A 26,607-nucleotide genomic window follows, 5' to 3' on the forward strand; every position below is an offset into this window, starting at 1 on the left:
TCCTATTTAATAACTTGAGGGATAACTTCCGTGACAACCGTAGATACGGTACGCAGCAAACATAATAATGGTCTTGATTTTTTCCCCTGTTTTTACAATCAAACCCAAGTATGGAAAGGTTCATTAGATTGCATATCTTTTGAGCAAAACGCCATCAAAGATAAATTGCTGGCATTGGATAAATCTTGTTACATTGTTAAAGTCGCCGAAAAAATCGGTGTTACTAATGATGGGTATTTATCCCCTGCCGATAACAATGCCGCCCAAGTAGAACTACTATTGTCTGTTCCCCCACTCCGCATTCAACAGTTAGGCGATCCAAATTTTCTCGCCTTTCATGGAGTCAAATATGCCTACATAACTGGGGCAATGGCTGGCGGTATTGCTTCTGAAGAAATGGTAATTGCACTCGGAAAAGAGAAAATATTAAGCTCTTTTGGTGCAGGCGGTTTAAGTCCAGATCGTTTAGAATCAGCCATTAACCGCATTCAACAAGCTTTACCTCACGGCCCTTATGCTTTCAATTTAATTCACAGTCCTAGTGAACCGGCAATTGAACGCCGCGCAGTAGATTTATACCTCAAATATGAGGTGAGAACAGTAGAAGCTTCTGCATTCCTAGACTTAACCGCTAACATTGTCTATTACCGGGCAGCTGGGCTAAGTTTGAATGCTGCTAATCAAATTGAAATTAAAAATAAAGTCATTGCCAAAATTTCTCGCCGAGAAGTTGCCACTAAATTTTTGCAGCCAGCACCAGCAAGAATTCTCAAAGAACTTGTTGAGCAAGGACTAATTAGTGAGTTACAAGCAACTCTCGCCACCAAAGTTCCCATGGCTGATGATATTACCGTAGAAGCTGATTCTGGTGGTCATACAGATAATCGTCCCTTAGTTTGTTTGTTACCTTCTATCATTAGCTTGCGGGATGAAATTCAAGCACAATATCATTACGCAAAACCCATTAGAGTAGGTGCTGCTGGTGGAATTGGTACGCCACAATCAGCCTTAGCTGCCTTGATGATGGGGGCAGCTTATGTGATGACAGGCTCAATCAATCAGTCTTGCATTGAAGCTGGAAGCTCAGAACACACCAAGAAGTTACTAGCTCAAGCCGAAATGGCCGATATGATGATGGCTCCAGCGGCAGATATGTTTGAAATGGGCGTTAAGCTGCAAGTCCTCAAACGCGGCACAATGTTCCCAATGCGCGCGCAAAAACTATTTGAACTCTACCGCAGCTATGACTCAATTGAAGAAATTCCTCTAGCAGAAAGAGAGAAGTTAGAAAAACAAGTTTTTCGCAAAACTATTGCCGAAGTATGGGAAGGCAGTGCCGCTTATTTATCTCAAAGAAATCCTGAGAAATTGGGCAAGGCAGTCAATAATCCCAAACTGAAAATGGCTGTGATTTTCCGCTGGTATTTAGGATTGTCTTCCCGTTGGTCTCTTGCTGGAGAAAAAGGACGAGAAGCCGATTATCAAATTTGGTGTGGCCCGGCAATGGGTAGTTTCAACGACTGGGTTCGGGGTTCCTACTTGTCTGAACCAAATAATCGTCGTGTAGTTGACGTTGCCGACCAAATTATGACGGGAGCAGCGTATTTATACCGTATGCAAAGTTTGAAAATTCAAGGGCTGCAAATATCTGATCATTATAGTCAATTTCAACCATTTTGTGCTAAATAGGAGATGTAAAAATGAGTTTTAAACAGTCTTATACTGCCGAAGATATTCAATCATGGTTAGTGGCTAACCTGGCTGAATTAATCGGGGTTTCTACAGATGAAATAGATGTTAAAGAACATTTAGAAAACTACGGTTTAGATTCAGCCCAGGCAATGATTTTGGTGAGTAAGTTGGAGAAATTGCTGGGATTTCAACCATCTCCGCTTCTCCTATGGCATTACCCAAATATTGAAGCTCTTTCCCAGCGTTTAGCGGAAGAATTACCAGCCAATTCTCAGGTTCAAGATACCCTCTCTCCTGTCAAGACTGCTACCCCTATCTTAGATTTGGGTGCGGAAGTTATTCTTGATTCTACTATCCAACCTGATATTGCCTCTTATGTGGCTGTAGATGAACCTAAGCAGATATTTTTAACTGGAGGAACAGGCTATTTAGGCGCTTTTATTATCCAGGAATTATTACAAAAAACTCAGGCGAATATCTATTGCTTAGTGCGTGCTGATAATGCCGCAGAAGGCAAGATTAAACTGCAAAAAAACCTGGAAGCTTATGCACTTTGGGATGAGCAGTTTAATTCCAGAATTATCCCGATTGTTGGTGATTTGTCTCAGCCATTGTTGGGAATTGGCGCTGAACAGTTTCAAGTACTTGCGGCAAATATTGATACTATCTACCACAGCGCTGCTTTGCTGAATTATGTTTTTCCCTACTCGGCACTTAAAGCAGCCAATGTTTTGGGAACTCAAGAAGTTTTGCGCTTGGCTTGTCGTGTCAAAGTTAAACCTGTACATTACGTTTCTAGTGTCGCTGTTTTTGAATCACCTGCTTATGCTGGTAAGCTTGTTCAAGAACAGGATGACTTCAATCACTGGGAAGGTATTTTTCTTGGTTATTCTCAGACTAAATGGGTAGCAGAAAAGTTAGTTAAGGTAGCTCGTGACCGAGGACTTCCTGTCACCATCCATAGACCACCTTTAATTTCAGGAGATAGCAAAACAGGTATTTGTAACACACATGATTTTATCAATTTGATGGTCAAAGGCTGTTTACAAATGGGAGCATTTCCTGATGTAGACTATATGTTAGATATGTCTCCTGTAGACTATGTTAGCAAAGCGGTTGTTTATCTATCCCAGCAAAAATCATCTATTGGTAAGGCTTTTAATTTACAACATCCCCAACCTGTTCCTTTGAAAGCTTTAATTGACTGGATTCGCTCTTTTGGTTTTTCAATTGAGATGATTCCCTATCAACAATGGCAAGACAAGTTAATTAATGATGTCTCTTCTGTGGACAATCCTTTATACACCCTGCGACCTTTTTTGCTAGAGCGTTGGTCTGATGAGCAACTGACTATTCCTGATTTGTATTTGCAAGCTAGAAGACCTCATATTAGCTGCCAATATACCCTAAATGCACTCGCAGGCAGTTCTATTGTCTGTCCACCGATTGACTCTCAATTGTTGATCACTTACACCTCCTACTTGGTTCAAACTGGTTTCTTGAATATGGCTCAGTTATAATAGTATTTTCTGAGTAAGAATGAAGAAAAATGATGAGTAAATATTTTCTTCATTCTTTATTCAGGATTAACTACAATTAGATGCAGGATTAAAATTTTGTTTGTAGTGAGCGATTTATCGCTCAGTTAAATTATTTTAAGGACTGAAGTCCTGACTACGAGCTTTTTTAAGCATTTGCAAGGGGAACGACTTCAGACATTTCTGGTGGTTCAAATATGACAGTTACTTGATTGTAGGCAACTGAAAACCACGCTCATATCCAGGGCAGCTTCATCAAGTTGACTTCACCAAATTGCTGATATGAAAACAACAGAACAAATTCAGTGTAAACAAACTGCTCTGATTACTGGGGCAGCTAGTGGAATCGGCTACGAATTAGCCTGTATTTTTGCCCATGATGATTACAATCTTGTATTAGTAGATAGAAACGGGTTAAAACTCTCAGAGATGGCGGTGCAGTTTCAACAAGAATTGGAAATTTCTGTTAGAGTTATTGTCAAGGATCTATCCGTATCAACATCTCCTCAAGAAATATTCACAGAGTTGCAGCAAGCAGGTATTAAGGTTGATGTGCTAGTGAATAATGCTGGATTTGGTACTTATGGGTTATTTAATGAAACAGACCTACCTATCGAATTGGAAATGATTCAGGTGAATTTGGTTTGTCTCACCCATTTAACCAAGTTATTTTTGAAGGAAATGGTCAAGCAAGGCAAGGGCAAAATATTAAATGTTTCTTCGGCGGCGGCTTTTCAACCAGGCCCTTTGATGGCAGTTTATTTTGCTACTAAGGCTTATATCTTATATTTTTCAGAAGCGATCGCCAATGAATTAGAAGGTACTGGTGTCAGTGTGACAGTTCTTTGTCCAGGTTCAACTACATCTGCTTTTCACGAAAGAACAGGGATGGCAGACTCTAAGTTGCTCAAGGGTAAGAAGATGATGGATGCCCAAACAGTAGCTCAGATTGGTTATCAGGCTCTAATGAAGGGTAAAACGGTTGTCATTCCTGGTTTGCTAAATCGGCTACTTGCCAAATGTGTCAGGTTTGTACCCAGAAAGCTGGTGACAAGAATTGTGAGAACTATGCAGGAAGATAAATAAATCAATAATGCCAGTACTGGAAACACCAACCATCACCCGCAACAACCACAGCAGCTCGATAATTGCTATCAGGCACTAATTCCTTAAGACTCCAGTCTTGAGATATCAGCAACTTAGCTGGTTCTGTGGGAGTCAGGGACACCTCAATTTCCTCTAGTTGAGCTAGTCCGTCTCCAGTTGCTTTTAAATAGGCTTCCTTGCAAGTCCAGTACCGGAAAAACACCTCTGGTTGCTCTTTTGCAGTTAATGAGCGCACTACATCATATTCTCTTGGTAAAAAGAACCGCTTGGCCAGGCTTTCCAGGTCAGAAACAGGGCGGATGTATTCTATATCTACACCAATTTGGCCGCAACTCACCCCACACAAACCCAACCCCTCAGAGTGAGACAAGTTAAAAAACAGTCCGCTATCAGCAAATATCTCCCCTAACATCGGCTTGCCACGGGGTTGATAATCAAACTGCACTTTTGCCGGCTCGATACCCAAATAGCGCCCTAATATAGCTCTGAGGCTACCACGTCCAGCGATAAACCGCTGCCGATGCTCTTGAAAATAAAACCGTTCAGCCCTCGCTATTTCATCGCTGGAGAGGGTTGCGGCTAAAGATTGTAGTTGTGCTTCTGGTTGATCAAGGTCTATTTTCCAGATATGCACATCCTTGGGCGATAAAGTTAAATCTGTGGGTGCGGGCAGCCAGGGATAATTAGAATCAGTCACAAGCAATTCAAAATTTAAGCAGGAGGGATGGTCAGGATGTTTGATGAACTGGAAGATAAATTATCTAACCAGTGAAATGCTCTCTATCTTTTCTTGCCGTTTTTCCCCCAGCCACTGTAACACGCGATTCCATGCCCACCAAGGATCAGGGTCTTGGGCTTGCCGCTGGCATTGTTTGCTACTCAAATAGCCCAGGTGTCCCCCATGACGGGTAAGTAACAAATCAATTACCGGGTTGCTAGCACAGCCAGCTTCCAATTCGGGTACAATCGCTGGATGAAAAAATGGGTCATCGGCAGCATAGACAATTAAGGTCGGTTTAGAAAGTTTGGGTAACAGTTGTAAAGCACTACTGGCTTCATAATATGCTTCCACAGTGGAAAAACCCAAGCGCTTAATTACCAGTTGTTCATCAAATCCCCAAATGCTGTTTGCCCGTGAAATCGCTTCTGGGTCAAGGCTACCAGGATGAGCATTATGTATTTTCCAGGCGAGTTTTTTCAAATCTTTGGCAATCCCGGCTTCAAAGTATTTGCCAATCGGTTGTTTGACTAAATAAGTGAGCGATCGCAAAGAATCCAAACTCGGACAAATTACCGCCCCACCCGCAATGTCACTGTCTTTTAGCCCTAAATACTCATTTCCCCTCATCAAATCCGCCGCAATTTTCAGCCCCCAAAGCGCCAATTGCCCCCCCAATGAAAACCCTGTAAACCAAAATTTCTTCGGACATCCCATATTTGCCGCCGCCGCTGCAATATGCACAAAATCTTCCCCCTCATACAAGCCATCGGAGGTCAAAGTCGGCGACAACTCGGCGGTTTTGCCGTGGGCACGCCAATCAAATAACACCACGGCGTATCCTTGAGCATAAGCTTTCCGTCCCAGCAGTCGCAAAGACCAACCTTCATCTAAATCCCCTGTAATGCCATAAGTACCCACAATTGTGCTGTGAGCATTTTCCGGTATGGCCACCCAACCAAAAATTGGCACACCTTGCCCACCCATAAAGATCATTTTGTGGTAAGGCGGCTCTGGATGTAGAGTGGTATTCTCCCAATTACGTTCTCCCCACAAAGCAGTGTACACAGTCAGAGCTACACCGTTTTGCAGCAACTGCGGCGGTTTATAGGCTGGATAATGCTTCATAGATGGAATTTCGAGTGATTTGGTCTTGATTTGACGATTCTTTAATCTTAATATTTATGTAAGATTTAAAATCTTTTTTATAATCAGGACAGCAATCTTTGTATCTATCAAAGGTTCTTAATTATCCTTAAATAAGTAGCCATAATTTTTTAAGAATGCCGAGGATTCTTGTCATAGACGATGACCCAGCGATTTCAGAACTCGTTGCTGTCAATCTAGAGATGGCTGGCTACGATGTTAGCCAAGCCGAAGACGGCATCAAAGGTCAAGCGCTGGCCCTCCAGCTACAACCAGACCTGATCATGCTCGATCTGATGTTGCCCAGGGTAGACGGCTTTACCGTTTGCCAACGCTTGCGTCGGGATGAGCGCACCGCTGAGATCCCCGTCTTAATGTTGACGGCTTTAAGCCAAACTCAGAACAAGGTAGAAGGCTTTAACGCCGGCGCAGATGACTACCTCACTAAGCCCTTTGAACTGGAAGAAATGCTGGCACGAGTGCGGGCCCTCTTGCGGCGTACTGACCGCATTCCCCAAGCAGCAAAGCATAGTGAAATTCTCAACTATGGGCCTCTTACCCTCGTTCCAGAAAGATTTGAGGCTATATGGTTCAATGAGACTGTAAAACTGACTCACTTGGAATTTGAGCTACTTCACTGTTTGCTTCAGCGCCACGGACAAACAGTTTCCCCCAGCGAAATTCTTAGAGAAGTCTGGGGTTACGATCCAGATGATGATATCGAAACAATTCGAGTCCATATCCGCCATTTGCGAACCAAACTCGAACCAGATCCCCGCCACCCTCGCTATATCAAGACGGTATATGGTGCGGGATACTGTCTAGAGTTACCCAGTGTACAGTCAGCAAGTGAGGGGGTTACCACAACAGTAGTTGAGTAAATATATCTCTTAATTTGCTCACTTCCCTTCACTAATGACAAAATTGGCACTCCTTGAATCTTTCCAGGAGTGCCAATTTATTTAAAATTATATGAGTATCATTACTATAAACCTGGGCATTTAATTTCCTGTAAGCCTTATTTGGTCAGGGTATTGGTGAATTTTACTCTGATTCAGTCCCGTCAATACTTAGATGCGATCGCCCTGCGGGTACAATGTAAACATTGTGTATGTGAGAATTTCTGGTGAAAGTAATACTAGGTGCTTTAAGCAAGCTTCTTGCTGGGGAATTATTAATTGACAAAAATCCCCTAACCTTAATTCAAGAACTAGATTTAAAAGGTCAGAAGATTGAAGAGGATTTTTGGCAACTGCTGAAAATGCACTTCTGCGGTCAAACGCCAAGCAGAAAGTACATTGAAAGGGTAGATGAGCAAGCCTTTAATCAACCCTACCTTATTAAAGGTGTTGATATGTACGGTTTTTTGCTCAATGCTAAATGTTATAAATTGCAAGAAATTTGCGACAAGTATTTGAATATCGGCTCTTCTAAATTTTATTGTCCAGCTGCTCCATATGTAGTTTTGACAATAAATAATATTGAATCTCTGCAATCTATTAATTCTCCTGACTCCGAAAAAGGTTACGTAACTGAGCAAGAGGCAATTTTCTGGGTTCCTGTTCTCATGGGTACAAAAGTTGGGCTTTTATTTAAGCCAGAGAGATTAGTCTGGTTTATGGCATACCTATTTGTCAATAACTCTCCAGTTTTAGTTTCTGGCAGAGAAATATTCGGTTTCCCAAAACAAATAGCCACATTCACCTTCCCATCACAACCAGGGGAAACTGAACCTTTGTCGGTTGATACTCTAGTTTTTAAGAAATTTTTTCAAAATTTAAAAGCGGAAGAAGCACGAATAATAGAAGTTAAAACTAAAAAATCTCTAAATGATCAAACTAATAGCTATGAAGATCCTGCTGAATTCTTGGCAGATATGGTAAATAATCTCAAAATCAACCAAGTTACTATTCCCAATTTTGATATTAGTTTAGACTTAATTTCTGGCGCACTGGGAAAAGCAGTCAACATAATCGGTTTAAAGGAATTTCGGGACATAGAAGATTCATCAACCGCTTGTTATAAAGCAATAGTCTATACTCCGATGAGAGTCACAAATTTTTCCCGAGGGACAATCATTAAAAATTCTTTAGTGAAAATTCACAACTATGCTAGTCACCGGATTTGTCAAGAACTGGGGCTATCAAACTCAGATGCACAGGTAGCAGAAATCACTCCTAGCTTGAGCTTCTACATCAATTTTGACTTTCAAGTGGACAATGGTAAAGTGCTTTGGGAGGAGGGGTGGCAGAAGAGATGGAAAGATCAAGAGACAGATTTAGACTGATAGTTTTTCTGGATTTCCAATATTCAACTCCTAACATACAACATCCAATCTTGATAGTGAGATTATGACTAAGAAAATAGCGATTTTAGGTGGTGGAATGGCCGGATTAGCTTTGGCATACGAACTAACCAGCATTCCCGGATGGGAAAAAAAATACTCAATAGAGATTTACCAACAGGGTTGGAGGCTAGGTGGGAAATGCGCCACTGGTAGAAATATAGTAAGTTACGGCAGTAATCCTGCCGACTACCGAGTGGAGGAGCATGGTTTACACATATTCTTTGGCTTTTATGTAAATACTTTTAGGCTTTTAAATCAATGTTATAAAGAAATAGGAGGAGCAGGCCCATTTAAAAGTTTAGAAGATGCTTTCAAGCCTCACTCAGATATTTTCCTAACCGAATATTTTCAAGGTAAGTGGAAAACTTTGGAGTTCAATTTATCGCAGAATAAATTAGTGCCTTGGGATGAGAGTTCTAAAGGAACCTTATGGGATCATGTTCTCACAACAATTAAATTTGTGCTGCAAACTTATGGTGAGTTGAAACAACCCTCAGATAAAGCCTCAGATAAAGGTTCAATATTGAATTTCCTAGAATCAGGTAAAGATTTAGTTCAATTATTGTTACTCTCTGGATTTATTGAAATCACAGAAGAAATATTGCTGATTTTAGGTGGACAAAAAGAATTTGGAAATTTAGATCCCGAAAACTTATCAATTCAGATACTGGACAAAGCATCTAATATTAACAGTAAAAAGCCTTCACACCAGAAGCTGGTATTGCACCTTTTGGAGCAATTTAGAGAAAAAGTGTTGAGAATTGTCAGTCGTGATTTTGACACCAGTTGGCGGCTGGCTTTGCTCGACCTAGCATTAGCCAACATTCGCGGACTAATTGTTGATGGGATTATTTATGGTAAAAACTTAGATAGTCTCGATAACCAAGATTATCGAGATTGGTTGAAAAAACATGGAGCAAGAAAAGAAAGTACGGAATCTTGTTTTATTCGAGTCCTCTATGACCTTGTTTATGCTTTTCCTAAAGGTGACACAAGCAAGCCGAGCCTAGCCGCGGGAGTGGCAATTAGGGTTTTTATAACTGTGCTGTTTAAATATAATGGTGCAATTATGTGGAAACCCCAAGCCGGTTTTGCTGATGTGGTTGTTTCGCCTATCTACAAACTCCTCAAACAGCGGGGTGTAAAATTCAAATTTTTCCATACCGTCAAACAATTGCATATTGACGGAAACACCATTGCTGGTATCACTGTTGAGAAGCAAGTTGATCTAAAACAAGCGGAATATGAACCTTTGATCGAGTTTAAAAGCCTAGACTGTTGGCCTAATAAACCTCTGTATGATCAGATTGTGTATGAGCAAGCCGAGCAACTCCAGCAAGATGGGATCGATTTGGAGTCTTTTTGGACTAATTGGAAGGGAGAAACTAAAAAATTGCAAAAAGGCGAAGATTTTGATATCGCAGTTTTAGCTACTTCCCTTGCTCCCTTATCTTTCATCTGCAAAGAAATTGTAGACAGATCAGATGAGTGGCGCGATATGCTCTGTATGGTAAAAACTGTGCCTACACAAGGGGGACAGTTATGGCTGAAATCAACTTTGAATGGGCTTGGTTGGAAAAAGTCAAGTCCAGTGCTTGGTGCTTATGTTGAGCCAATTAGCGTATACGCTGATATGACTGATCTGATCAAAATTGAGTATTGGAGTGAAAAAAATTACCCTTACTCCCTTGCCTACTTTACAGGAGTAATTAAAGATCCTGGCATTCCTCTAACTTTTCCGCAGAAGGATATTGACGAACTCAATCTCTCAGCAATCAACTTTTTAGAAAATCATATTGGTTATTTGTGGAATGAATCACGTACAGGAGCCTGTCCCCCAGGTTTTAATTGGGACTTGTTAGTAGATCCTTTGAACAGAACAGGCAGAGATAGATTTTATTCGCAATATTGGAGATTCAACCTAAACCCATCAGAGAGATACGTTATGTCTGTTCCTGGGAGTACACGTTACCGACTGAAAGTGGATGAGTCAGGATTTGACAACCTTTATATGGCTGGAGATTGGGTGAATAATGGTTACAATTCAGGATGTGTTGAGGCTACGGTTATATCTGCAATGCAATGCGCCAAAGCAATATTAACACAACAAAACTTTGGGACTAAACAGAATGAACCAATTGTTGGTGAAAACGATGAATGGTTTTTCTGATTAGTTAAGTAACAATGCCTTCTAATAAAAGGCATTAGTACTTACACAAATGATTTTCCCCTTTTTCCTCTCCCCTGTTCTCTATTTCCACAAGTGAATTTTGTAGGCAAAACTACTGGTTATTCCTATTTAATAGGAATCTCAATTATAAACTCTGCACCTCCACCAGGTTCAGAAGTACATTCAATTTTACCTTGATGTTTTTGCACTATAATCTGATAACTAATTGATAAACCTAAACCTGTACCTTCACCCACATGTTTAGTAGTAAAGAACGGGTCAAAAATGCGGTTTTTAATTTCTTCAGTCATACCTAAACCATTATCTTTAAAACCAATTATCACCCATTCAGCATTAAGCAATTGAGTATAAATAAGAATCTGGCTTGGATTATTTTGTTGTTCTGTGAGTGATAATTGTTGATTACGCTTAGATAAGGCATCAATAGCATTATTGAGAATATTCATAAATACTTGATTCAGTTGGGAAGCATAACAATTAACTAAAGGTAATTGTGCATAATTTTTAACTACTATATTTTCCACATCACCTAATTTTTCTCTAAACCGAGATTGTAAAAGCATTAATGTATTTTCAATTCCCTCATGGATATCTACAAGTTTCATGTCAGCTTCATCCAATCGTGAGAAATTACGTAACCCTAACACAATATTGCGGATACGTTCAGCACCCAATTTCATCGAACCGAGAATTTTTTGCGAGTCTTGAATCAAGAAATTTAAATCTATTTGTTCGATAGTTTCTTGAACAATTGGTGAAGGATTAGCATATTCTTGTTGATATACTTCTACTAATCGTACTAAATCATTGATATAACCATTGGTAGGTTGAATATTGGCGTAAATAAAATTAATAGGATTGTTGATTTCATGGGCTACACCTGCAACTGTTTGTCCTAAACTAGACATTTTTTCGGTTTGAATTAATTGCATCTGTGTGCTTTTTAATTTATCTAGAGTTTGTTGCAGTTGTAAATTTTTAGCATTTAATTCCTTAGTTCTACTAGCAACTTTTTCTTCTAAATTTGAGTAAAGTTGAGCATTCTCTAAAGAGATAGCTGCCTGAGAAGAAAGAAGTTTTAATATTTTCAACCTTTCAGGGGTAAATACATCAGCAGTTAGACTATTCTCTAAATAAATAATACCAATAAATTGCCCTTGATTGAGGATGGGAGTACATAATATAGATTTGGGTTGAGTATTGATAATATAAGTATCTGAAGAGAAATTATTCTCATTTACAGCATCATTAATTAATATAGTTTCTCTACTATTAGAGACATAATTTATAATACTCATGGGCAGATTTTGAACAGTATTAATTAGAGTAGACTGTAAATTACATTGTTGATAATTTGCACAATCAGCTACTAAAATTAAATTTTCTTCTTTCTGGAGAATTAAAGCAGCTTTATCTGCTCCTACATTCTCTAAAGTTACTTGCATTAACTTAGAAATTAATTGTTCAATATAGATTTCCGAAGAAATGGCTAAAGCCGCTTTCGTCACAGTTTCTAAATCTAACTGGGCTGAAATATTTGTGCTACTAGTAGAATCAGTACTTGAGTTAGATATTAAATCATTGATATCATTAATATCTATGTTGTTTATTTGTGGGTTAATAACCGACTTAAGTAAGTGAGGATAGGAATTTTTTAAATGTTCAACCTTTGCCTTAGCTCCCCAAATATTATAACAGTCATAAGCATCAAGCAGGTAAGATTGAGCAATTTTTTCTTTACCCCAATCGAGATAAAACTTGGCAGCCAATTCATTAGCTAAAGCTTGTTCTTGAATGTATTCATTAGCTTTTGCTCCAGCTATCGCTTTGTCGTATAACTCAATAGCTTCTGTTTTTCGTCCTAATACTCTGTGTTTCTCAGCTTCTATCAAATCAACCTTATGTTGGTAATTCATAGGGGCATAATGCGCCCAAAGCTTTAACTGAGTTTGGTTTTGCTCCACCTGTTCTAATAATTCATATATCTCTTCTATTTGTGGATTTAATTCTGCTGTAATAACCAAAGAATCATATAAATAAAATACTGATTTGCTAACAAATCCAGTAACGCTTATTAAATATTTTTTAGCCTCAGTTGCATATTCTTTAGCTAATTCAATTTCCCCAAACAGGTAGCTCAGGTTCAGCTTATATATATAGAATAAAGATATTCCAGTCAAGTCAGACGCTTGGAGTAGTAGGGTCAGAAATTTTGTTTCTTCTATAGCTTTTCCAGACAAAATACTGGGATAATCTGAAACCTCCAATAAATTTAAAATAGATTGCCAATAAATCCAGCAGTAATTGGCTGTTGTTAATTGATTTAACTGTAATAAAGTATTCCAGTAAGCATAAGCCTCTTGTTTTAAGGTCGCAAGGGACTGACCTCTACAAAAAGAATAGAGACAAAACCCGTGGGCATTGTATCCGGCAAAGTCATGATTACCAACTTCTAAGCTGATTGTGTAACCCTCTTGGAAAAATGGCAGTGTTTCCTTAATGTGAAACTTTTGATGCCAGATAAAAATTCCTATTACATATAATACCTCTGGTTTTACGGCTTTGGCATCGAGTTGAAAAACGAACTGGAGTGCCAACTGACCAAAGTCTACTCCTGTATTGATATCTTGCAAAACATTGCAAATAATCAAGCCATAGACGGCATAAGTAAAGGCTGAAACAGGTGTATTCCCATACTGAATTAATAGCTTGACTGTATTAGGAACCAGTAAGGCAAGCAAGGGAGAACCAGAGATGTAGGCAGGTGCAAAAAGGCTACTGCTAATCTGAGCAATAGCAATTTTATCCTTATCTGTCATAATGGGTAAGTGAAATAAATCTGTAATTTTCCTTTCTCCAATCAGTTGTCCAGTCTCTATTATCGCCTGTTGAATTTGATCCTGTGTTGGTGTTTGAGGAAAGGTGAAACCCAATTTTTCTAAGAATTGTAGTCCAGTGGCAATCGCTTCGGTCGGTTTATTCTGAGAAGTATTTGCTTGAATTCTAATTCGATAAGCATTCACCTGTTTTAGTAAAGATTTTGCCTGATTAATAACTGTTTCTATGAATTGTTCCATGCTCTCAAAGTCGCCGCATAACGAAGCCAATTCTGCTGCTAAGTCATGGAATTCTAAAGTCATTTCATATTCTTGTTGCCAGGCATTTTCTCCTAACAAAGACAATCCAATTTTGGCATATTCAAGTCCTGCTTGATAGGCAGTTGTACTTTTAGCTTTACGACAAGCAATCAAATTGAGTTGAGCTAGTTCATTGCGTTCATTTTGTTGCGTAATTAAACCTGTTCCGTAATTTAATTGGTTCACCAGTTCAAAAATTCGCTCTTCTCTAGCTAATGGTGAAATTTGCTTTAACAGCAGTTGTCCAATTTGGTAATGTGTTGTTTGTTTTTGGTCTTCGGGAATCAAGGAATAAGCAGCTTGTTGAACGCGGTCATGGAGAAACTTATAATTAGCTATGTGTCTATCTTGTTTAATCTCTTGCGCTTCATTGCCTAAATAGAACTTATAAATTTCACTTTGGGGTAAAATTAAGCCTTCCTGTAATACTTGCCATAAACCAGCTGCTACTTCTATTTCTGATTGTTGTAATACTATTGCCAACGTTGTCAAATCAAATTGGTTACCGATACTAGCTGCTAACTTTAACACATTCTGTGTGATTTCTGGCAGTTTGTTTAATTGCTCTGCCATGAACTCTACTACATTATTAGACAGGGCTAATTTCCGCACTTTGGTAATATCACACTGCCAATTTCCCCCTTCCCATTCAAATTTAATTAGTCCATCTTCATACAGTGCCTTGAGAAATTGTGTGCTAAAAAATGGATTTCCTTTGGTTTTTTGGTAGACTAGTTGAGTTAATGGTTTAGCAATTTCTGTTGCACAATTAAGGGTATCCCCTACCAGTTGATTTAAGCTGTCCTTGCTCAAAGGAGCTAGGGTAATAGTATTAATTATGGCTTTTGTTTTCTTTGTTTCTTCCAGAGTTAACATTAAAGGATGAGCCGCAGATACTTCATTGTCTCGATAAGCACCTATTAATAAAAAGTACTCTCCTCTTAATTCAGTCATCAGCAATTGTATTAATTTTAATGATGATGAATCTGCCCACTGTAAATCATCTAAGAACATTACTAATGGATGTTGTTTTGTTGTAAATACTCGGACAAATTTCTGAAACAATGAATTAAACCGATTTTGGGCTGCTGTTCCTGATAATTCTATAGCTGGTGGCTGTTGTCCTATTATTCTTTCTAATTCCGGTATTACTTCTATTATTACCTGTCCATTTTCTCCCACTGCTTCTAATATTTGGTTTTTCCATAACTGAATTTGTGCCTGACTTTCTGTTAATAATTGATTCATTAAATCTCGAAATGCTTGTACAAAGGCACGGAAGGGAATATTTCTTTGAAATTGGTCATATTTTCCTTTGATAAAATAGCCCCTTTGCCCGACTATTGGTTTGTGAACTTCGTTTACTACTGCGGTTTTCCCAATTCCTGAAAATCCCGCGGCTAACATCATTTCTGTTGTTCCTTCGCTGACTCTGGTAAAAGCTTGGAGCAGAGTTTTTACTTCTTCTTCTCTGCCATATAATTTATCAGGGATAATAAATCTGTCGCTTACATCCCTTTGAGCTATGGGAAATTCTGCTATTTTACCTGTGTCTCTTAGCTGCTCCCAGCATTTTTCTAAATCAGATTTCAAACCCAATATACTCTGATAGCGGTCTTCCGCATTTTTTGCCATCAATTTACTAATAATCTCGGAAATAACGGTCGGAATTTCAGGGTTAATTTTATGTACTGGCTCAGATGTTTTAGCAATATGACAATGTACTAACTCCATCAGGTCATCTGATAAAAAAGGCAACTCTCCTGTGAGTAATTCGTAGAAAGTTACACCCAATGAATAAAAGTCACTCCGGTAGTCAATTCCCCGATTCATTCTGCCTGTTTGCTCTGGTGAAATGTAAGACAGTGTGCCTTCTAAAACATTAGGATTTAACAGGGTTTGTGTTTCCCTTGGCAGCAAAGATGCAATACTAAAATCTATTAATTTAACTTTTTCTGTGCCAGGATTAATTAAAATATTGCTGGGTTTAATATCTTTATGAATAATATAATGCTGATGTAATATTTCTAAACCTTTAGTAATTGCAAGGGCTATGGGCAAAAATTCATGTAAAGATTTTTCTTGTCTGGTAAAATAATCTTTTAAAGAAACTCCCCCAAAATCCTCCATGATTAAGGCATAACTGTTCTGATATGGTTCTAAGCTATAGAGTTTGATAATTAGGGATGAGTTGAGGTTTTTAGCAATAGTATATTGATTGCGAAACTGCACCAGTTCATTGAAGGTAGGATTTGGGTTTTTTAGAAGTTTGATAACCACAAATTTGTGGTCAATCTCTCGATAACCCCGATAAACCAAGGTTCGAGAACCATTGTAGAGTTGTTCGCAAAGCTCATACCCAGCAATGTTCACCGTAGCCATAGTCGTGTCCTTGGTATTTTCATATTTTCTAATATAGTAGCAATCCCTCCTTCACCATGCTATTTTTGCTGATTATAAATTTAATCCCTTAATGCTGTTTCAATGCTCTCATGTCCTATCAAGGCTCTAAGTTCCTAAGTTGCTTGATGATTAAGAGTTTCAGCCAAGCGCGTACGATTTTCGCGTTTTGGGTGCGAGAGGGAGCAACTTAGATGAAAATAACTTAAGTAGGTTGGCGTAAATAATTCAAGGTTGGTAGTGAGGGCTTTAGCCCTCACTACGAGCAAATTTCAATAGTTTTTACTTTGCTTAACATAGTTTGATTTCTTTTCGCCTACTTACTTAACTTATGTTATGGCGATTAGAAGTAATCATGGAGTCTGGCTGCCATCTAATCGGATGACTAAATGCACTGAAAAATTAACCCGCTGCAACGGGTTTTCGCTTTGAGCCAGAAATTGATTTCACGGCTTCACTCAGATATCACAGTTTATATATCTGACTAGCGGCAATAACCTGCTCAACTGTTATATTTAATTCTGTAAAAGTAGGAGAAATTATTCTGTCTTTTCCTGTAAATGCTTGTACCTGATATTGTCCATCAACCAACTTATAAACAAAAATAGTAGGTGATTTAGGATTGCCTAGATAAGTTCTAGAGGCAATAGCTAAATAATCCACAATCCAATATTCTTTAATTCCCAAACGTTGATATTCATCTAGTTTGTCGATGTAATCATCTTCCCAGTTAGTTGATGTTACTTCTACAGCTAGTTGAATGGGTTCGATAACAGCGCCGTAAGTTGTAGCATTGGTGTTCCATAAAGATGCACTTACTACGCTGACATCTGGGTTTCTCCCTCGTTCTTCCCCATTAGCAGTAACAGTTCTGATGACTATATCTTTATCTACAATATAATCAAGTTCTAACCGCTCACTTTCTCTGTCAAAAGATTTAACAAGATATCTGGCTATATTTTTATGTGCCCTAATTGCTTCCACTTTGACAATTTCCCCATTTACCAATTCGTAGATACCATCATTAGGATGGTGTTCTAGAAATTCTTCAAAAGTTAGTTTTTTAAGGGTGATGCTAGTCATAGTAGCCTCCTATTCCCATTCTAGAACATTTTCTCAGGGGCTTCCAACTTTCAAAATATCCCCAATATTCTGTATAATAGGCGAGACGCCTGTCCTACGGGATCATTTATTTTGTAAGTCACTCTAAAATGAAAAATAATAAAATTACTAAATGAATTAAATATATTTAATGTTATTGAAATGGAGAAAGTAATTCACAATTACAGTTATGAATTACTTCCTCTTTGCTGCATACTCGCAAACCTGAGACAATTGCTTAGGGTGCGAGGGCGTTACCGCGAATTAAGCTACCAATGGTTTTGGCAGTAATTTTTAGTTGGGTGATGGGATTAGCTGGAACCACAGTTTTATACAGATAGCTATCGAATGTTAGCTTTTGTACATCCATGTCGCCGCACATTTCTACAAAGGCTTCGCGGGTGGCGTCGGAACGATAAAAGACGCTTTGGAGAATGTCTAGCACTTTGTAGGTGAGTCCATATTTTTTATCCCAACGCTTCAGGTAAACTTTGAGGTCGCCTTCTGAGGGAATACGGGCGCCGCTGTTGGATGCTTCTACAATGGTTTCGGCACACATCCGCCCAGATTTAGCTGCAAAGTAGATACCTTCACCAGAAGATTTGGTAACGTAACCAGCTGCATCTCCCACTAGAGCTATGCGACCGACAACGCGCCGGGGGCGGGGATGTTCGGGGATGGGGTGAGCTTCTACTTTGATAATTTGACCGCCTGCGAGTTTTTCAGAGGCACGGGCGCGGATACCAGCTTGTAATTGTTTGATGCTGGCTTTGTTAACGTGCATTGTGCCAGTACCGACGGCTACGTGGTCATATTTGGGGAAAACCCAAGCGTAGAAGTCGGTGGAAACGTCATCGCCAACGTACATTTCGGCGAGGTCGTTGTAATAGTCCATTTTGTCTTGGGGTAGGCGAATGCGCTCTTGAAAAGCGATCGCATAATTGTAATCCCCAGCATCCATTTCTTTAGCAATGCGGGAATTAGCCCCATCTGCCCCAATTACTAAATCTACTTTCAGGGTTTTGGCAATCCCCTGGGCCCCACTTTCTGTGTGGTCTACGTAATGGATGGTGTAGGGGTCAGTATTGTTGGTGGGTATATCGAGTTTATGAACGGTAGCATTTATTAAAATTGCACCTAGTTTTGCCGCCCGATCCCGCAGGAAACCATCTAGGACTTCCCGGCGGCACATTCCTATATATTCATCTTCATTTATCAGATTGATATCAACCTCACGATTTGAGGGAGATATCATTTTCATCTTCCGCACTCGACGGTCGATAATCTCTGGTGGTAGGTCAAATTCACTCACCATACACAGAGGAATCGCGCCCCCACAGGGTTTAGCGTTATCTAGCTTCCGTTCAATCAGGTAAGTTTCAATTCCAGCTTTTGCCAGTGTTTCAGCGGCAGATGAACCAGCTGGGCCTGAGCCAACAACAGCAACCCGTAGTGTCAAAGGTTTTCTCCCAATCTTCACATTTACCGAAAGCATCGTATCACGGACTTTTGGCTGATTTCTCGCTTAACCTTAGGGTTTTGATAGAAATGCAATATTCCTTAACATTGCGATACAAATATCAGCTTTTAGAGACCATTAAATTTCAGAAAAAAATAATATTTAATAGCAGCAAAATCTGCATTTATAGATGGGAAGTTATCTAAATGATAGACTCGCCAATAACAGAAAAAAAATGCAAATTTCTTTGTTTGATTCTTTTACTAGACAAATCAGCACCACCGCAATTACTGGATATCAAAGGCATATTTCGCCCCACAAAGGCTTTGCTTGCGCTCATCGAGTCTTATATGGTGGTGAGTCTTGCTCTGAATACATCAAGGGGGCGATCGCACAAGATGGCTTAAAAAGAGCATTGATCAAGTCACGGGAACGATTTCTTGCCTGTAAGCAAGCTAATCAAATTTTGCACTCCCAAACCGAGAAAGAAAGAACCGACAGAGGAAGAGGAGAAAGAACAAAAGGCACCAGCTAAGGCTGCGCAAAGATTCTCATTCACGGGTAATGATATTTCTTCCTGCCCTGACTGCGCTGATTTAAGCTGTAGTTGTGCCGAACTTCTCACCATGACTCCTGATTGCGGTTCCCTCGATTTTGGTGCTCTCGATTGCAGTGGTGCTGATTGCAGTTTTCTGGATTGCGGGGGTTGTAGTTGGTAATTTTTCTGTAATTTAATTAATTCAAAAGCCAGTATGTATGATATATATAAAACACGTTAATCCGAGCAACGAACCGTAGATTAGTCGCAGAGGTATACCATCAGTGGGCATAGTAGTTGAGAATGTCTCCAAGAAATTTGGCAGTTTCCAAGCAGTTGATCAGGTAAATTTGGAAATTCAGAGTGGTTCATTGGTTGCTTTGCTAGGGCCTTCGGGGTCTGGTAAATCTACCTTGCTGCGGTTAATTGCCGGTCTGGAAAAGCCAGATAGCGGCAAAATCTTGCTGACTGGCAAAGATGCCACAAATCAAAGTGTGCAAGAACGGAAGATTGGATTTGTGTTTCAGCACTATGCCCTGTTCAAGCATTTGACTGTGCGGCAGAATATTGCTTTTGGCTTAGAAATTCGGAAAACACTGCCCAAGAAGGTGAAGGGACGGGTAGACCAGTTGCTAGAATTGGTGCAACTGAGTGGATTAGGCGATCGCTATCCATCACAACTTTCTGGTGGTCAAAGACAACGGGTAGCTTTAGCTAGGGCCCTAGCTGTAGAACCTAATGTATTATTGCTAGATGAACCTTTCGGGGCACTTGATGCCAAAGTCCGCAAAGATTTACGGGCATGGTTACGCCGCTTGCATGATGAGGTTCACGTTACCACGGTTTTTGTCACCCACGACCAAGAAGAAGCAATGGAAGTCTCTGATGAAGTCGTGGTGATGAATAAAGGACGGGTAGAACAGATAGGGACACCAGCGGATATTTACGATAATCCTGCTACAGCCTTTGTCATGAGTTTCATCGGCCCGGTGAATGTTTTGCCCAGTTCTTCCAAAATTTTCCAAAGCAGCGGTTTCAATTCACCAAACCCAGAAGTATTTTTGCGTCCCCAAGATGTGATTATCGAGAAAGTTGCTAATGGTACAACAACACCTGCGTCAGTCAGCCGAGTGATTCATTTGGGTTGGGAAATTCAAGTGGAATTAAGATTAGATGATGGGCAAACGATGACGGCGCATTTAACACGCGATCGCTTTGATCAGTTAGAGTTAGAACCACAGCAGCGCGTGTATGTCAAGCCGAAGGATGCCAAATCTTTCCCAATCTATTATTCAATTTAAACAGCATGAACCCTTGGGAAAAACCTGGACAAAATTGGTCAGCCTTTTCCCAAGGGAGAAAAGTAAGATGCTACTTACATCCCAAGGACTCGCGAGTATCCACACCAGTCTTAGAATTCACACCACTAGCTTTGAGACAAAGTTTTTTCACCTGGGGTATATCTAAAACAGCATTGGTGAAATCAGCACCAGTGACATCGACATCATCAAAAAGCGATCGCAACATCATCGCATCTGTCAACACCGCATCACTGAAATTAGCGCCCCTGAAATTTACCAGATAGGCAATACCTTGGCTAAAATCCACACCATGGAGATTTACACCCTTCAACAGGGTACCGTTAAACACCACGCCCCGTAAGTCAGCACCGCTAAAATTAGCATTTTCTAAATTGACATTGCTAAACTCAGTCCGAATTAAACTTTGACCAGCGTAATCCTTCCCACTGAGTTCTTCATTACCAAAAGAACGGGTAACACTGGAAGAACTTGCAGCCCATGCCGATGGGGGAAACAAAAAAAGCACCATAGCTAAGACAAAGCTAGCTAGTATTTGCCAATACTTCATAACGTCTTCTTAATAAATCTCAACAATTGCACCATTAACCATTAAACCTTAATAGAGAACTACTCTTGTTTAAAAGAATGGTTATCCAACTGTTTAGTCATGAGAAAGCGCTGATGACGTTGATAGCCAACTCTGCTATAAAGCCGCTGTGCATCGGGATTGTCAAAATCCACTTCTAGATGAAGTGCTTGCACTCCCAGAACCCGGCAGGCATTTTCTGCAAATGCTAGAGATTGAGTTCCCACCCCTTGCTGACGATACTGGGGGCGGAGGTAAAATTCATCAATAAAGGCATCTCGTCCCCGAAATTCCAGGCTATAACCAAGGGTCAAAATCAGATAACCAATCACCTCACTGTCTTGCTGAATTAGCCAGACTTGTCCCAGAGACTGATCATCTAAAAAAGTTGTTAGCGCATCACCATCACTTTTTTGATCAAATGATAAGTGTTCGTGTTCATGAAACTCCTTTACCAACTCTAGCAAGATAGTGAGATCAGCGATCGCCGCCACTCGGTAGTTAATGGTCACAATGCATCCTGCCTGCCAAACTAGAAGCGATCTCCTAGTATAGATAGATGTTGAGGTGCGATCGCATAAATATCTGTGGCTAATCAAGAAGATATCTCCCAATCCCTAGGGCGAACCCCTTTATATCAACTGGGTGTAGAACTCAAAGCACGCTTTATCGGCTTTGGCGGTTGGGAAATGCCCGTGCAATTTAGCGGCATTTCCCGCGAACACGAAGCTGTGAGAAATGCAGCCGGGATGTTTGATATTTCCCACATGGGCAAATTTACCCTCCAAGGTAAAAACCTGATTTCTCAACTCCAAAGTTTAGTTCCCTCAGATTTGAGTCGCTTACAACCCGGTCAAGCCCAATACACCGTATTGTTAAATGCCCAAGCCGGAATTATTGACGACATCATTATTTATTACCAAGGAACAGACACCAGTGATACTCAAAAAGCGGTAATCATTGTCAATGCCGCAACCACCAGTAAAGACAAAGCATGGCTATTGCAACATCTTGACCCCGATACAGTGCAATTCCAAGACCTTTCCCTAGAAAAAGCCTTAATTGCCGTCCAAGGGCCAAAAGCAACCAGCCATCTCCAGTCCTTAGTATCAGCAGACTTAACACCGGTTAAAGCCTTCGGTCATTTAGAAACAACAATACTGGGCAAACCAGCCTTCCTAGCCCGCACAGGTTACACCGGGGAAGATGGATTTGAAGTCATGGTAGATCCAGAAGTGGCAATAGAATTATGGCAACGTCTTTATGATGCTGGTGTCATCCCTTGCGGACTTGGTGCCAGAGATACCCTCCGTCTCGAAGCTGCAATGGCACTTTATGGGCAAGATATCGACGACACCACCACCCCTTTAGAGGCGGGTTTGGGGTGGTTGGTTCATCTGGATACTAAAGGCGATTTTATTGGACGTGACGTTTTGGTACAGCAAAAAGCGGTTGGAGTAAAACGCCGACTTGTGGGTTTACAAACCCAAGGGCGCAATATAGCCCGTCACGGCTACCCAGTGTTAGCCGCAGGTGAAGTAGTTGGGGAAATTACCAGCGGTACTCTGTCTCCTACACTTGGTTATCCTATAGCTTTAACTTACCTTCCCACCCAGCTAGCAACTGTCGGCCAGGAGCTATTTGTGGAAATTCGTGGTAAAGCTTATCCCGCAGTTGTGGTTAAACGTCCCTTTTATCGCTCAAAAAATCGAGCCATTAATTGATAACGGCTGATGTTTTGAGGAATAATGTGTTGTAATTTTTGAATATGTAAGGGGAATTGTTATGTCTTCGGAATATCCTCAGGATTTGTATTACCTGGATTCTCATGAATATGTGCGGATAGATGACGATATTGCCACCATTGGTATTACGCAGTTTGCTATTAATCAAATGGGTGATATCGTGTTTTTGGACTTGCTAGAAGTTGGTGCCGCTATAGTCAAGGGGGATAGTTTGGGCACGATTGAATCAGTGAAAGCTGTGGAAACACTCAATTCACCAGTGAGCGGTACAGTTATAGAACGCAATCAACCCTTGATTGATTCTCCTGAAGATATAATTGATGATACCTACGGTGCGGGGTGGCTTCTGAAGGTGCGCCTCGATGATTTAGAAATTGAAGATACCTTGACAGCAGAAGAGTATAGCGCCCTGGTAGAAGGCGATTAGGGGAGACAAGGGAGACTAGGGGAATTAATTAGTAAACTACTTTAACCTGCCTGAAGGCTAAGGTTAGGGTAGTTTATCAGTATTTGTTGCAAAATATTAAGTAGTAGCATCTGGAGAGCAATTTGTGGTAAGTTACGCCCCTCGTACTCAGTCTAGCGATCGCCAATCGCTAGATGCAAGCAGTCAAAAATTAAATAATTTTGCCCAAAGACACATCGGCCCAAACGCTGATGACATTCAGCAAATGCTTGATGTATTAGGGTTTTCTAGCCTTGATGCCCTCATCGACCAAACAGTGCCCCAGTCCATCCGCCTAACTCAAGGGCTACAATTACCATTAGCACAAAGCGAATATGGGGCACTGGCAAAGTTAAAACAAATAGCTGCCAAAAATCAGGTCTGCCGCTCGTACATTGGCACAGGATACTACGACTGTATCACCCCGGCGGTGATTCAACGGAATATTCTCGAAAACCCCGGTTGGTATACGGCTTACACTCCTTATCAGCCAGAAATTGCCCAAGGGCGATTAGAAGCACTGCTGAACTTCCAAACGATGATTATTGATTTGACGGGTTTGGAAATTGCTAATGCTTCCTTACTAGATGAAGCCACAGCAGCAGCAGAAGCCATGAGTCTCAGCTATGGTGTGTGCAAAAATAAAGCCAATAGCTATTTTGTCTCCCGTGAATGCCATCCCCAAACCATCGATGTATTGCAAACACGGGCTAAACCCTTGGGAATTAAGATCATTGTCGGCGATCATCAGACATTTGAATTTGATCAACCGATTTTTGGGGCAATTCTCCAATATCCCGCCACTGATGGCACAATTCACGACTACCGCGCTTTTATCGAAAAGTCCCATGCTCAGGGTGCATTGGTGACTGTAGCCGCAGATCCTCTCAGCTTAACTTTACTCACACCCCCCGGCGAATTTGGCGCTGATATTGCCGTAGGCAGCACACAGCGCTTTGGTATTCCCTTGGGCTTTGGGGGGCCTCATGCCGCCTACTTTGCCACCAAGGAAGAGTATAAACGGCTGGTTCCAGGGCGGATTGTCGGTGTCTCTAAAGATGTCAACGGTAAGCCTGCATTGCGTCTGGCTTTGCAAACCCGCGAACAACACATCCGCCGAGAAAAAGCCACCAGTAATATCTGCACAGCCCAAGTGTTGTTGGCAGTGATGGCGAGTATGTATGCTGTCTATCATGGCGCAGATGGATTAAAAGCGATCGCGCAAAATATCCACAAATTAACTGCAACTTTAGCAGCAGGACTCAAACGCCTAGGTTACAGCATCAGTTCTGAAAACTTCTTTGATACCCTGCGGGTAGAGTTGGGAACACACAATCTAGAAACAATTCTCCAAGCTGCCACAGCGCGAAATATTAATCTGCGGATTTTTGATACAACTGCCGTCGGCATTTCTCTGGATGAAACCACAACCCCAGAAGACTTAATTGACCTTTGGCAAATTTTCGCCGGTCTTGATGAACTACCTTTCACCATAGAAGAGTTAGAATATCCCAACCAGATAACCTCCCGCCAAAGCAGTTACCTAACTCACCCCGTCTTCAACCGCTATCACTCAGAAACCGAGTTGTTACGTTATCTGCACAAGTTAGAAACTAAAGATTTGTCTTTAACTACATCAATGATTCCCTTGGGATCTTGCACAATGAAGTTAAACGCCACATCTGAGATGATACCCGTAACTTGGGCAGAATTTGGCAAAATTCATCCTTTTGCACCTTTATCCCAAACACGAGGTTATCAAATCCTCTTCCAGCAACTTGAAGCCTGGTTAGCAGAAATTACTGGATTTTCCGGCATATCTCTGCAACCAAATGCTGGTTCTCAAGGCGAATATACAGGACTTTTAGTGATTCATCAATATCACGCCAGCCGTGGAGAAGGACACCGCAACATTTGTTTAATTCCCCAGTCTGCACATGGAACAAACCCAGCAAGTGCGGTAATGTGCGGGATGAAAGTAATAGCTGTGGCTTGTGACTCCCAAGGTAACGTTGATTTGGATGACTTGAAAGCGAAAGCAGAAAAACACAGCCATGAGCTCGCTGCTTTGATGGTGACATATCCTTCAACTCACGGCGTTTTTGAAGAAGCAATTCAAGAAATCTGTGCTGTAGTTCATCGCCACGGTGGACAAGTTTACATGGATGGGGCAAATATGAATGCCCAAGTAGGAATTTGTCGCCCTGGAGATATCGGTGCAGATGTCTGTCACTTGAACTTGCACAAAACCTTCTGTATTCCCCATGGTGGTGGTGGCCCTGGTATGGGGCCCATTGGTGTTGCTTCCCATCTTGTCCCCTTCCTTCCCGGACACCCTGTGGTGAAGATAACTGGTACACAAGGCATTGGGGCGGTTGCTGCTGCACCTTGGGGTAGTGCTAGCATCTTGGTAATTTCTTGGATGTACATCGCCATGATGGGTGCAGATGGTTTGACAGATGCAACTAAGGTGGCAATTCTCAACGCCAACTACATCGCCAAGAGACTAGAGTCTTATTATCCCGTTTTGTATCAAGGGAAAAATGGTCTAGTTGCCCATGAGTGTATTTTAGATTTGCGTTCTTTGAAAAAATCTGCCAGCATCGAAATTGATGATGTCGCCAAGCGTCTGATAGATTATGGTTTCCATGCGCCCACTGTCTCCTGGCCTGTAGGCGGTACAATTATGGTGGAACCGACAGAAAGCGAGTCTAAACAAGAGTTAGATCGTTTCTGTGATGCGTTGATTGCCATTCGCCAAGAAATTGCCGAAATTGAATTAGGCAAAGCAGATATCCAAGATAATCTCTTGAAAAATGCACCCCACACTGCTGAAAGTCTCATTGCTGGAGAATGGCTTCATTCCTATTCCCGTGAACAAGCTGCCTACCCCGCGCCTTGGACAAGAGAATCTAAATTCTGGCCGAATGTAGGCAGAATTGATGCTGCTTTTGGTGACAGGAATTTTGTTTGTTCTTGTCTACCAATGGAAGTTTATTCACAATAGACATAGGAGTGAAAAAATGTAGAGACGTTCCACGGAACGTCTCTAAAAAGTATCTGGATAATGCATATTTAATTTCAGGAGATACAGTTTTCTGTAGGGGGTTTCCCCGCCCTCTTAACTAAATATGTGGGCTGGTTTTATTCATTGAA

At 40.8% G+C, this 26,607-nt stretch carries 18 protein-coding genes; 11 read left to right on the top strand and 7 right to left on the bottom strand.

Annotated elements, in window-relative coordinates; all coding sequences use genetic code 11:
* Positions 1–30: 30 nt before the first annotated feature.
* From H6G32_RS06655 to H6G32_RS06665, 3 genes are all read left to right on the top strand, one after another.
* Complete coding sequence (locus tag H6G32_RS06655) at positions 31–1,689, top strand: PfaD family polyunsaturated fatty acid/polyketide biosynthesis protein (protein ID WP_190456366.1); 1,659 nt, start codon at positions 31–33, stop codon at positions 1,687–1,689.
* An 11-nt stretch (positions 1,690–1,700) separates the two neighbouring features.
* Positions 1,701–3,212: a thioester reductase domain-containing protein gene (locus H6G32_RS06660; RefSeq protein WP_190456368.1), complete on the top strand. Its 1,512-nt coding sequence runs from the start codon at positions 1,701–1,703 to the stop codon at positions 3,210–3,212.
* 300 nt (positions 3,213–3,512) lie between these two features.
* Entirely contained in the window at positions 3,513–4,316 is an 804-nt protein-coding gene (locus H6G32_RS06665; protein ID WP_190456370.1) for an SDR family NAD(P)-dependent oxidoreductase, read from the top strand.
* 1 nt (position 4,317) lies between these two features.
* Here the strand turns inward: H6G32_RS06665 and hetI are convergent, their stop codons facing one another.
* Positions 4,318–5,034 carry a 4'-phosphopantetheinyl transferase HetI gene (gene hetI, locus H6G32_RS06670; protein WP_190456372.1) on the bottom strand — a complete coding sequence of 239 codons (717 nt, stop codon included), beginning with the start codon at positions 5,032–5,034 and terminating at the stop codon, positions 4,318–4,320.
* A gap of 60 nt (positions 5,035–5,094) precedes the next feature.
* Positions 5,095–6,183 (bottom strand): YheT family hydrolase, encoded by a 1,089-nt coding sequence (locus tag H6G32_RS06675; RefSeq protein WP_190456374.1) that lies wholly within the window; start codon positions 6,181–6,183, stop codon positions 5,095–5,097.
* 155 nt (positions 6,184–6,338) lie between these two features.
* On the opposite strand from H6G32_RS06675, the gene H6G32_RS06680 reads away from it, so the two are divergent.
* From H6G32_RS06680 to H6G32_RS06690, 3 genes are all read left to right on the top strand, one after another.
* Positions 6,339–7,082 carry a response regulator transcription factor gene (locus H6G32_RS06680; RefSeq protein WP_190456376.1) on the top strand — a complete coding sequence of 248 codons (744 nt, stop codon included), beginning with the start codon at positions 6,339–6,341 and terminating at the stop codon, positions 7,080–7,082.
* A gap of 245 nt (positions 7,083–7,327) precedes the next feature.
* A complete protein-coding gene (locus H6G32_RS06685) occupies positions 7,328–8,488 on the top strand; it encodes a hypothetical protein (protein WP_190456378.1) in 1,161 nt (386 codons plus the stop codon).
* A gap of 64 nt (positions 8,489–8,552) precedes the next feature.
* Positions 8,553–10,718: an NAD(P)-binding protein gene (locus tag H6G32_RS06690; protein WP_190456381.1), complete on the top strand. Its 2,166-nt coding sequence runs from the start codon at positions 8,553–8,555 to the stop codon at positions 10,716–10,718.
* Between the two features lie 125 nt (positions 10,719–10,843).
* Here H6G32_RS06690 and H6G32_RS06695 read toward each other — a convergent pair whose 3' ends face one another.
* The 3 genes from H6G32_RS06695 to chlP all read right to left on the bottom strand — a co-directional run bounded on the left by H6G32_RS06695 (position 10,844) and on the right by chlP (position 18,872).
* Positions 10,844–16,258, bottom strand: coding sequence for an ATP-binding sensor histidine kinase (locus tag H6G32_RS06695; RefSeq protein WP_190456383.1), 5,415 nt, complete (start codon positions 16,256–16,258; stop codon positions 10,844–10,846).
* Between the two features lie 483 nt (positions 16,259–16,741).
* Positions 16,742–17,359, bottom strand: coding sequence for a Uma2 family endonuclease (locus H6G32_RS06700; RefSeq protein ID WP_190456384.1), 618 nt, complete (start codon positions 17,357–17,359; stop codon positions 16,742–16,744).
* 256 nt (positions 17,360–17,615) lie between these two features.
* Positions 17,616–18,872 carry a geranylgeranyl reductase gene (gene chlP, locus H6G32_RS06705; RefSeq protein ID WP_190456386.1) on the bottom strand — a complete coding sequence of 419 codons (1,257 nt, stop codon included), beginning with the start codon at positions 18,870–18,872 and terminating at the stop codon, positions 17,616–17,618.
* A 199-nt stretch (positions 18,873–19,071) separates the two neighbouring features.
* Between chlP and yidD the strand changes: the two genes are divergently transcribed.
* A complete protein-coding gene (gene yidD / locus H6G32_RS27345; RefSeq protein ID WP_375539788.1) occupies positions 19,072–19,371 on the top strand; it encodes a membrane protein insertion efficiency factor YidD in 300 nt (99 codons plus the stop codon).
* A gap of 287 nt (positions 19,372–19,658) precedes the next feature.
* Positions 19,659–20,675, top strand: a complete 1,017-nt coding sequence (locus H6G32_RS06715) for a sulfate/molybdate ABC transporter ATP-binding protein (RefSeq protein ID WP_190456388.1) — start codon at positions 19,659–19,661, stop codon at positions 20,673–20,675.
* Positions 20,676–20,745: 70 nt separating this feature from the next.
* On the opposite strand, the gene H6G32_RS06720 is transcribed toward H6G32_RS06715, so the two are convergent.
* Both H6G32_RS06720 and H6G32_RS06725 read right to left on the bottom strand, forming a co-directional pair.
* A complete protein-coding gene (locus H6G32_RS06720; protein WP_190456391.1) occupies positions 20,746–21,243 on the bottom strand; it encodes a pentapeptide repeat-containing protein in 498 nt (165 codons plus the stop codon).
* Positions 21,244–21,302: 59 nt separating this feature from the next.
* Positions 21,303–21,773: a GNAT family N-acetyltransferase gene (locus H6G32_RS06725; RefSeq protein WP_190456516.1), complete on the bottom strand. Its 471-nt coding sequence runs from the start codon at positions 21,771–21,773 to the stop codon at positions 21,303–21,305.
* A gap of 75 nt (positions 21,774–21,848) precedes the next feature.
* Here H6G32_RS06725 and gcvT point away from each other — a divergent pair, with 75 nt between their 5' ends.
* From gcvT to gcvP, 3 genes are all read left to right on the top strand, one after another.
* Positions 21,849–22,985 (top strand): glycine cleavage system aminomethyltransferase GcvT, encoded by a 1,137-nt coding sequence (gene gcvT, locus H6G32_RS06730; protein WP_190456392.1) that lies wholly within the window; start codon positions 21,849–21,851, stop codon positions 22,983–22,985.
* A gap of 61 nt (positions 22,986–23,046) precedes the next feature.
* Positions 23,047–23,433: a glycine cleavage system protein GcvH gene (gene gcvH / locus H6G32_RS06735; RefSeq protein ID WP_190456395.1), complete on the top strand. Its 387-nt coding sequence runs from the start codon at positions 23,047–23,049 to the stop codon at positions 23,431–23,433.
* Positions 23,434–23,557: 124 nt separating this feature from the next.
* Positions 23,558–26,458: an aminomethyl-transferring glycine dehydrogenase gene (gcvP, locus tag H6G32_RS06740; protein ID WP_190456397.1), complete on the top strand. Its 2,901-nt coding sequence runs from the start codon at positions 23,558–23,560 to the stop codon at positions 26,456–26,458.
* The last annotated feature ends 149 nt before the right edge of the window (positions 26,459–26,607 follow it).

Source organism: Cylindrospermum sp. FACHB-282, from assembly GCF_014697195.1.
GTDB lineage: Bacteria > Cyanobacteriota > Cyanobacteriia > Cyanobacteriales > Nostocaceae > Cylindrospermum.

Excerpts from the sequence above, each read along its gene's own strand:
- H6G32_RS06680 (WP_190456376.1), top strand. The coding sequence starts at position 6,339 with ATGCCGAGGATTCTTGTCATAGACGATGACCCAGCGATTTCAGAACTC.
- chlP (WP_190456386.1), bottom strand. The coding sequence starts at position 18,872 with ATGCTTTCGGTAAATGTGAAGATTGGGAGAAAACCTTTGACACTACGG.
- H6G32_RS06700 (WP_190456384.1), bottom strand. The coding sequence starts at position 17,359 with ATGACTAGCATCACCCTTAAAAAACTAACTTTTGAAGAATTTCTAGAA.
- H6G32_RS06665 (WP_190456370.1), top strand. The coding sequence starts at position 3,513 with ATGAAAACAACAGAACAAATTCAGTGTAAACAAACTGCTCTGATTACT.
- H6G32_RS06660 (WP_190456368.1), top strand. The coding sequence starts at position 1,701 with ATGAGTTTTAAACAGTCTTATACTGCCGAAGATATTCAATCATGGTTA.
- gcvH (WP_190456395.1), top strand. The coding sequence starts at position 23,047 with ATGTCTTCGGAATATCCTCAGGATTTGTATTACCTGGATTCTCATGAA.
- H6G32_RS06720 (WP_190456391.1), bottom strand. The coding sequence starts at position 21,243 with ATGAAGTATTGGCAAATACTAGCTAGCTTTGTCTTAGCTATGGTGCTT.
- H6G32_RS06675 (WP_190456374.1), bottom strand. The coding sequence starts at position 6,183 with ATGAAGCATTATCCAGCCTATAAACCGCCGCAGTTGCTGCAAAACGGT.
- H6G32_RS06690 (WP_190456381.1), top strand. The coding sequence starts at position 8,553 with ATGACTAAGAAAATAGCGATTTTAGGTGGTGGAATGGCCGGATTAGCT.
- H6G32_RS06695 (WP_190456383.1), bottom strand. The coding sequence starts at position 16,258 with ATGGCTACGGTGAACATTGCTGGGTATGAGCTTTGCGAACAACTCTAC.
- yidD (WP_375539788.1), top strand. The coding sequence starts at position 19,072 with ATGCAAATTTCTTTGTTTGATTCTTTTACTAGACAAATCAGCACCACC.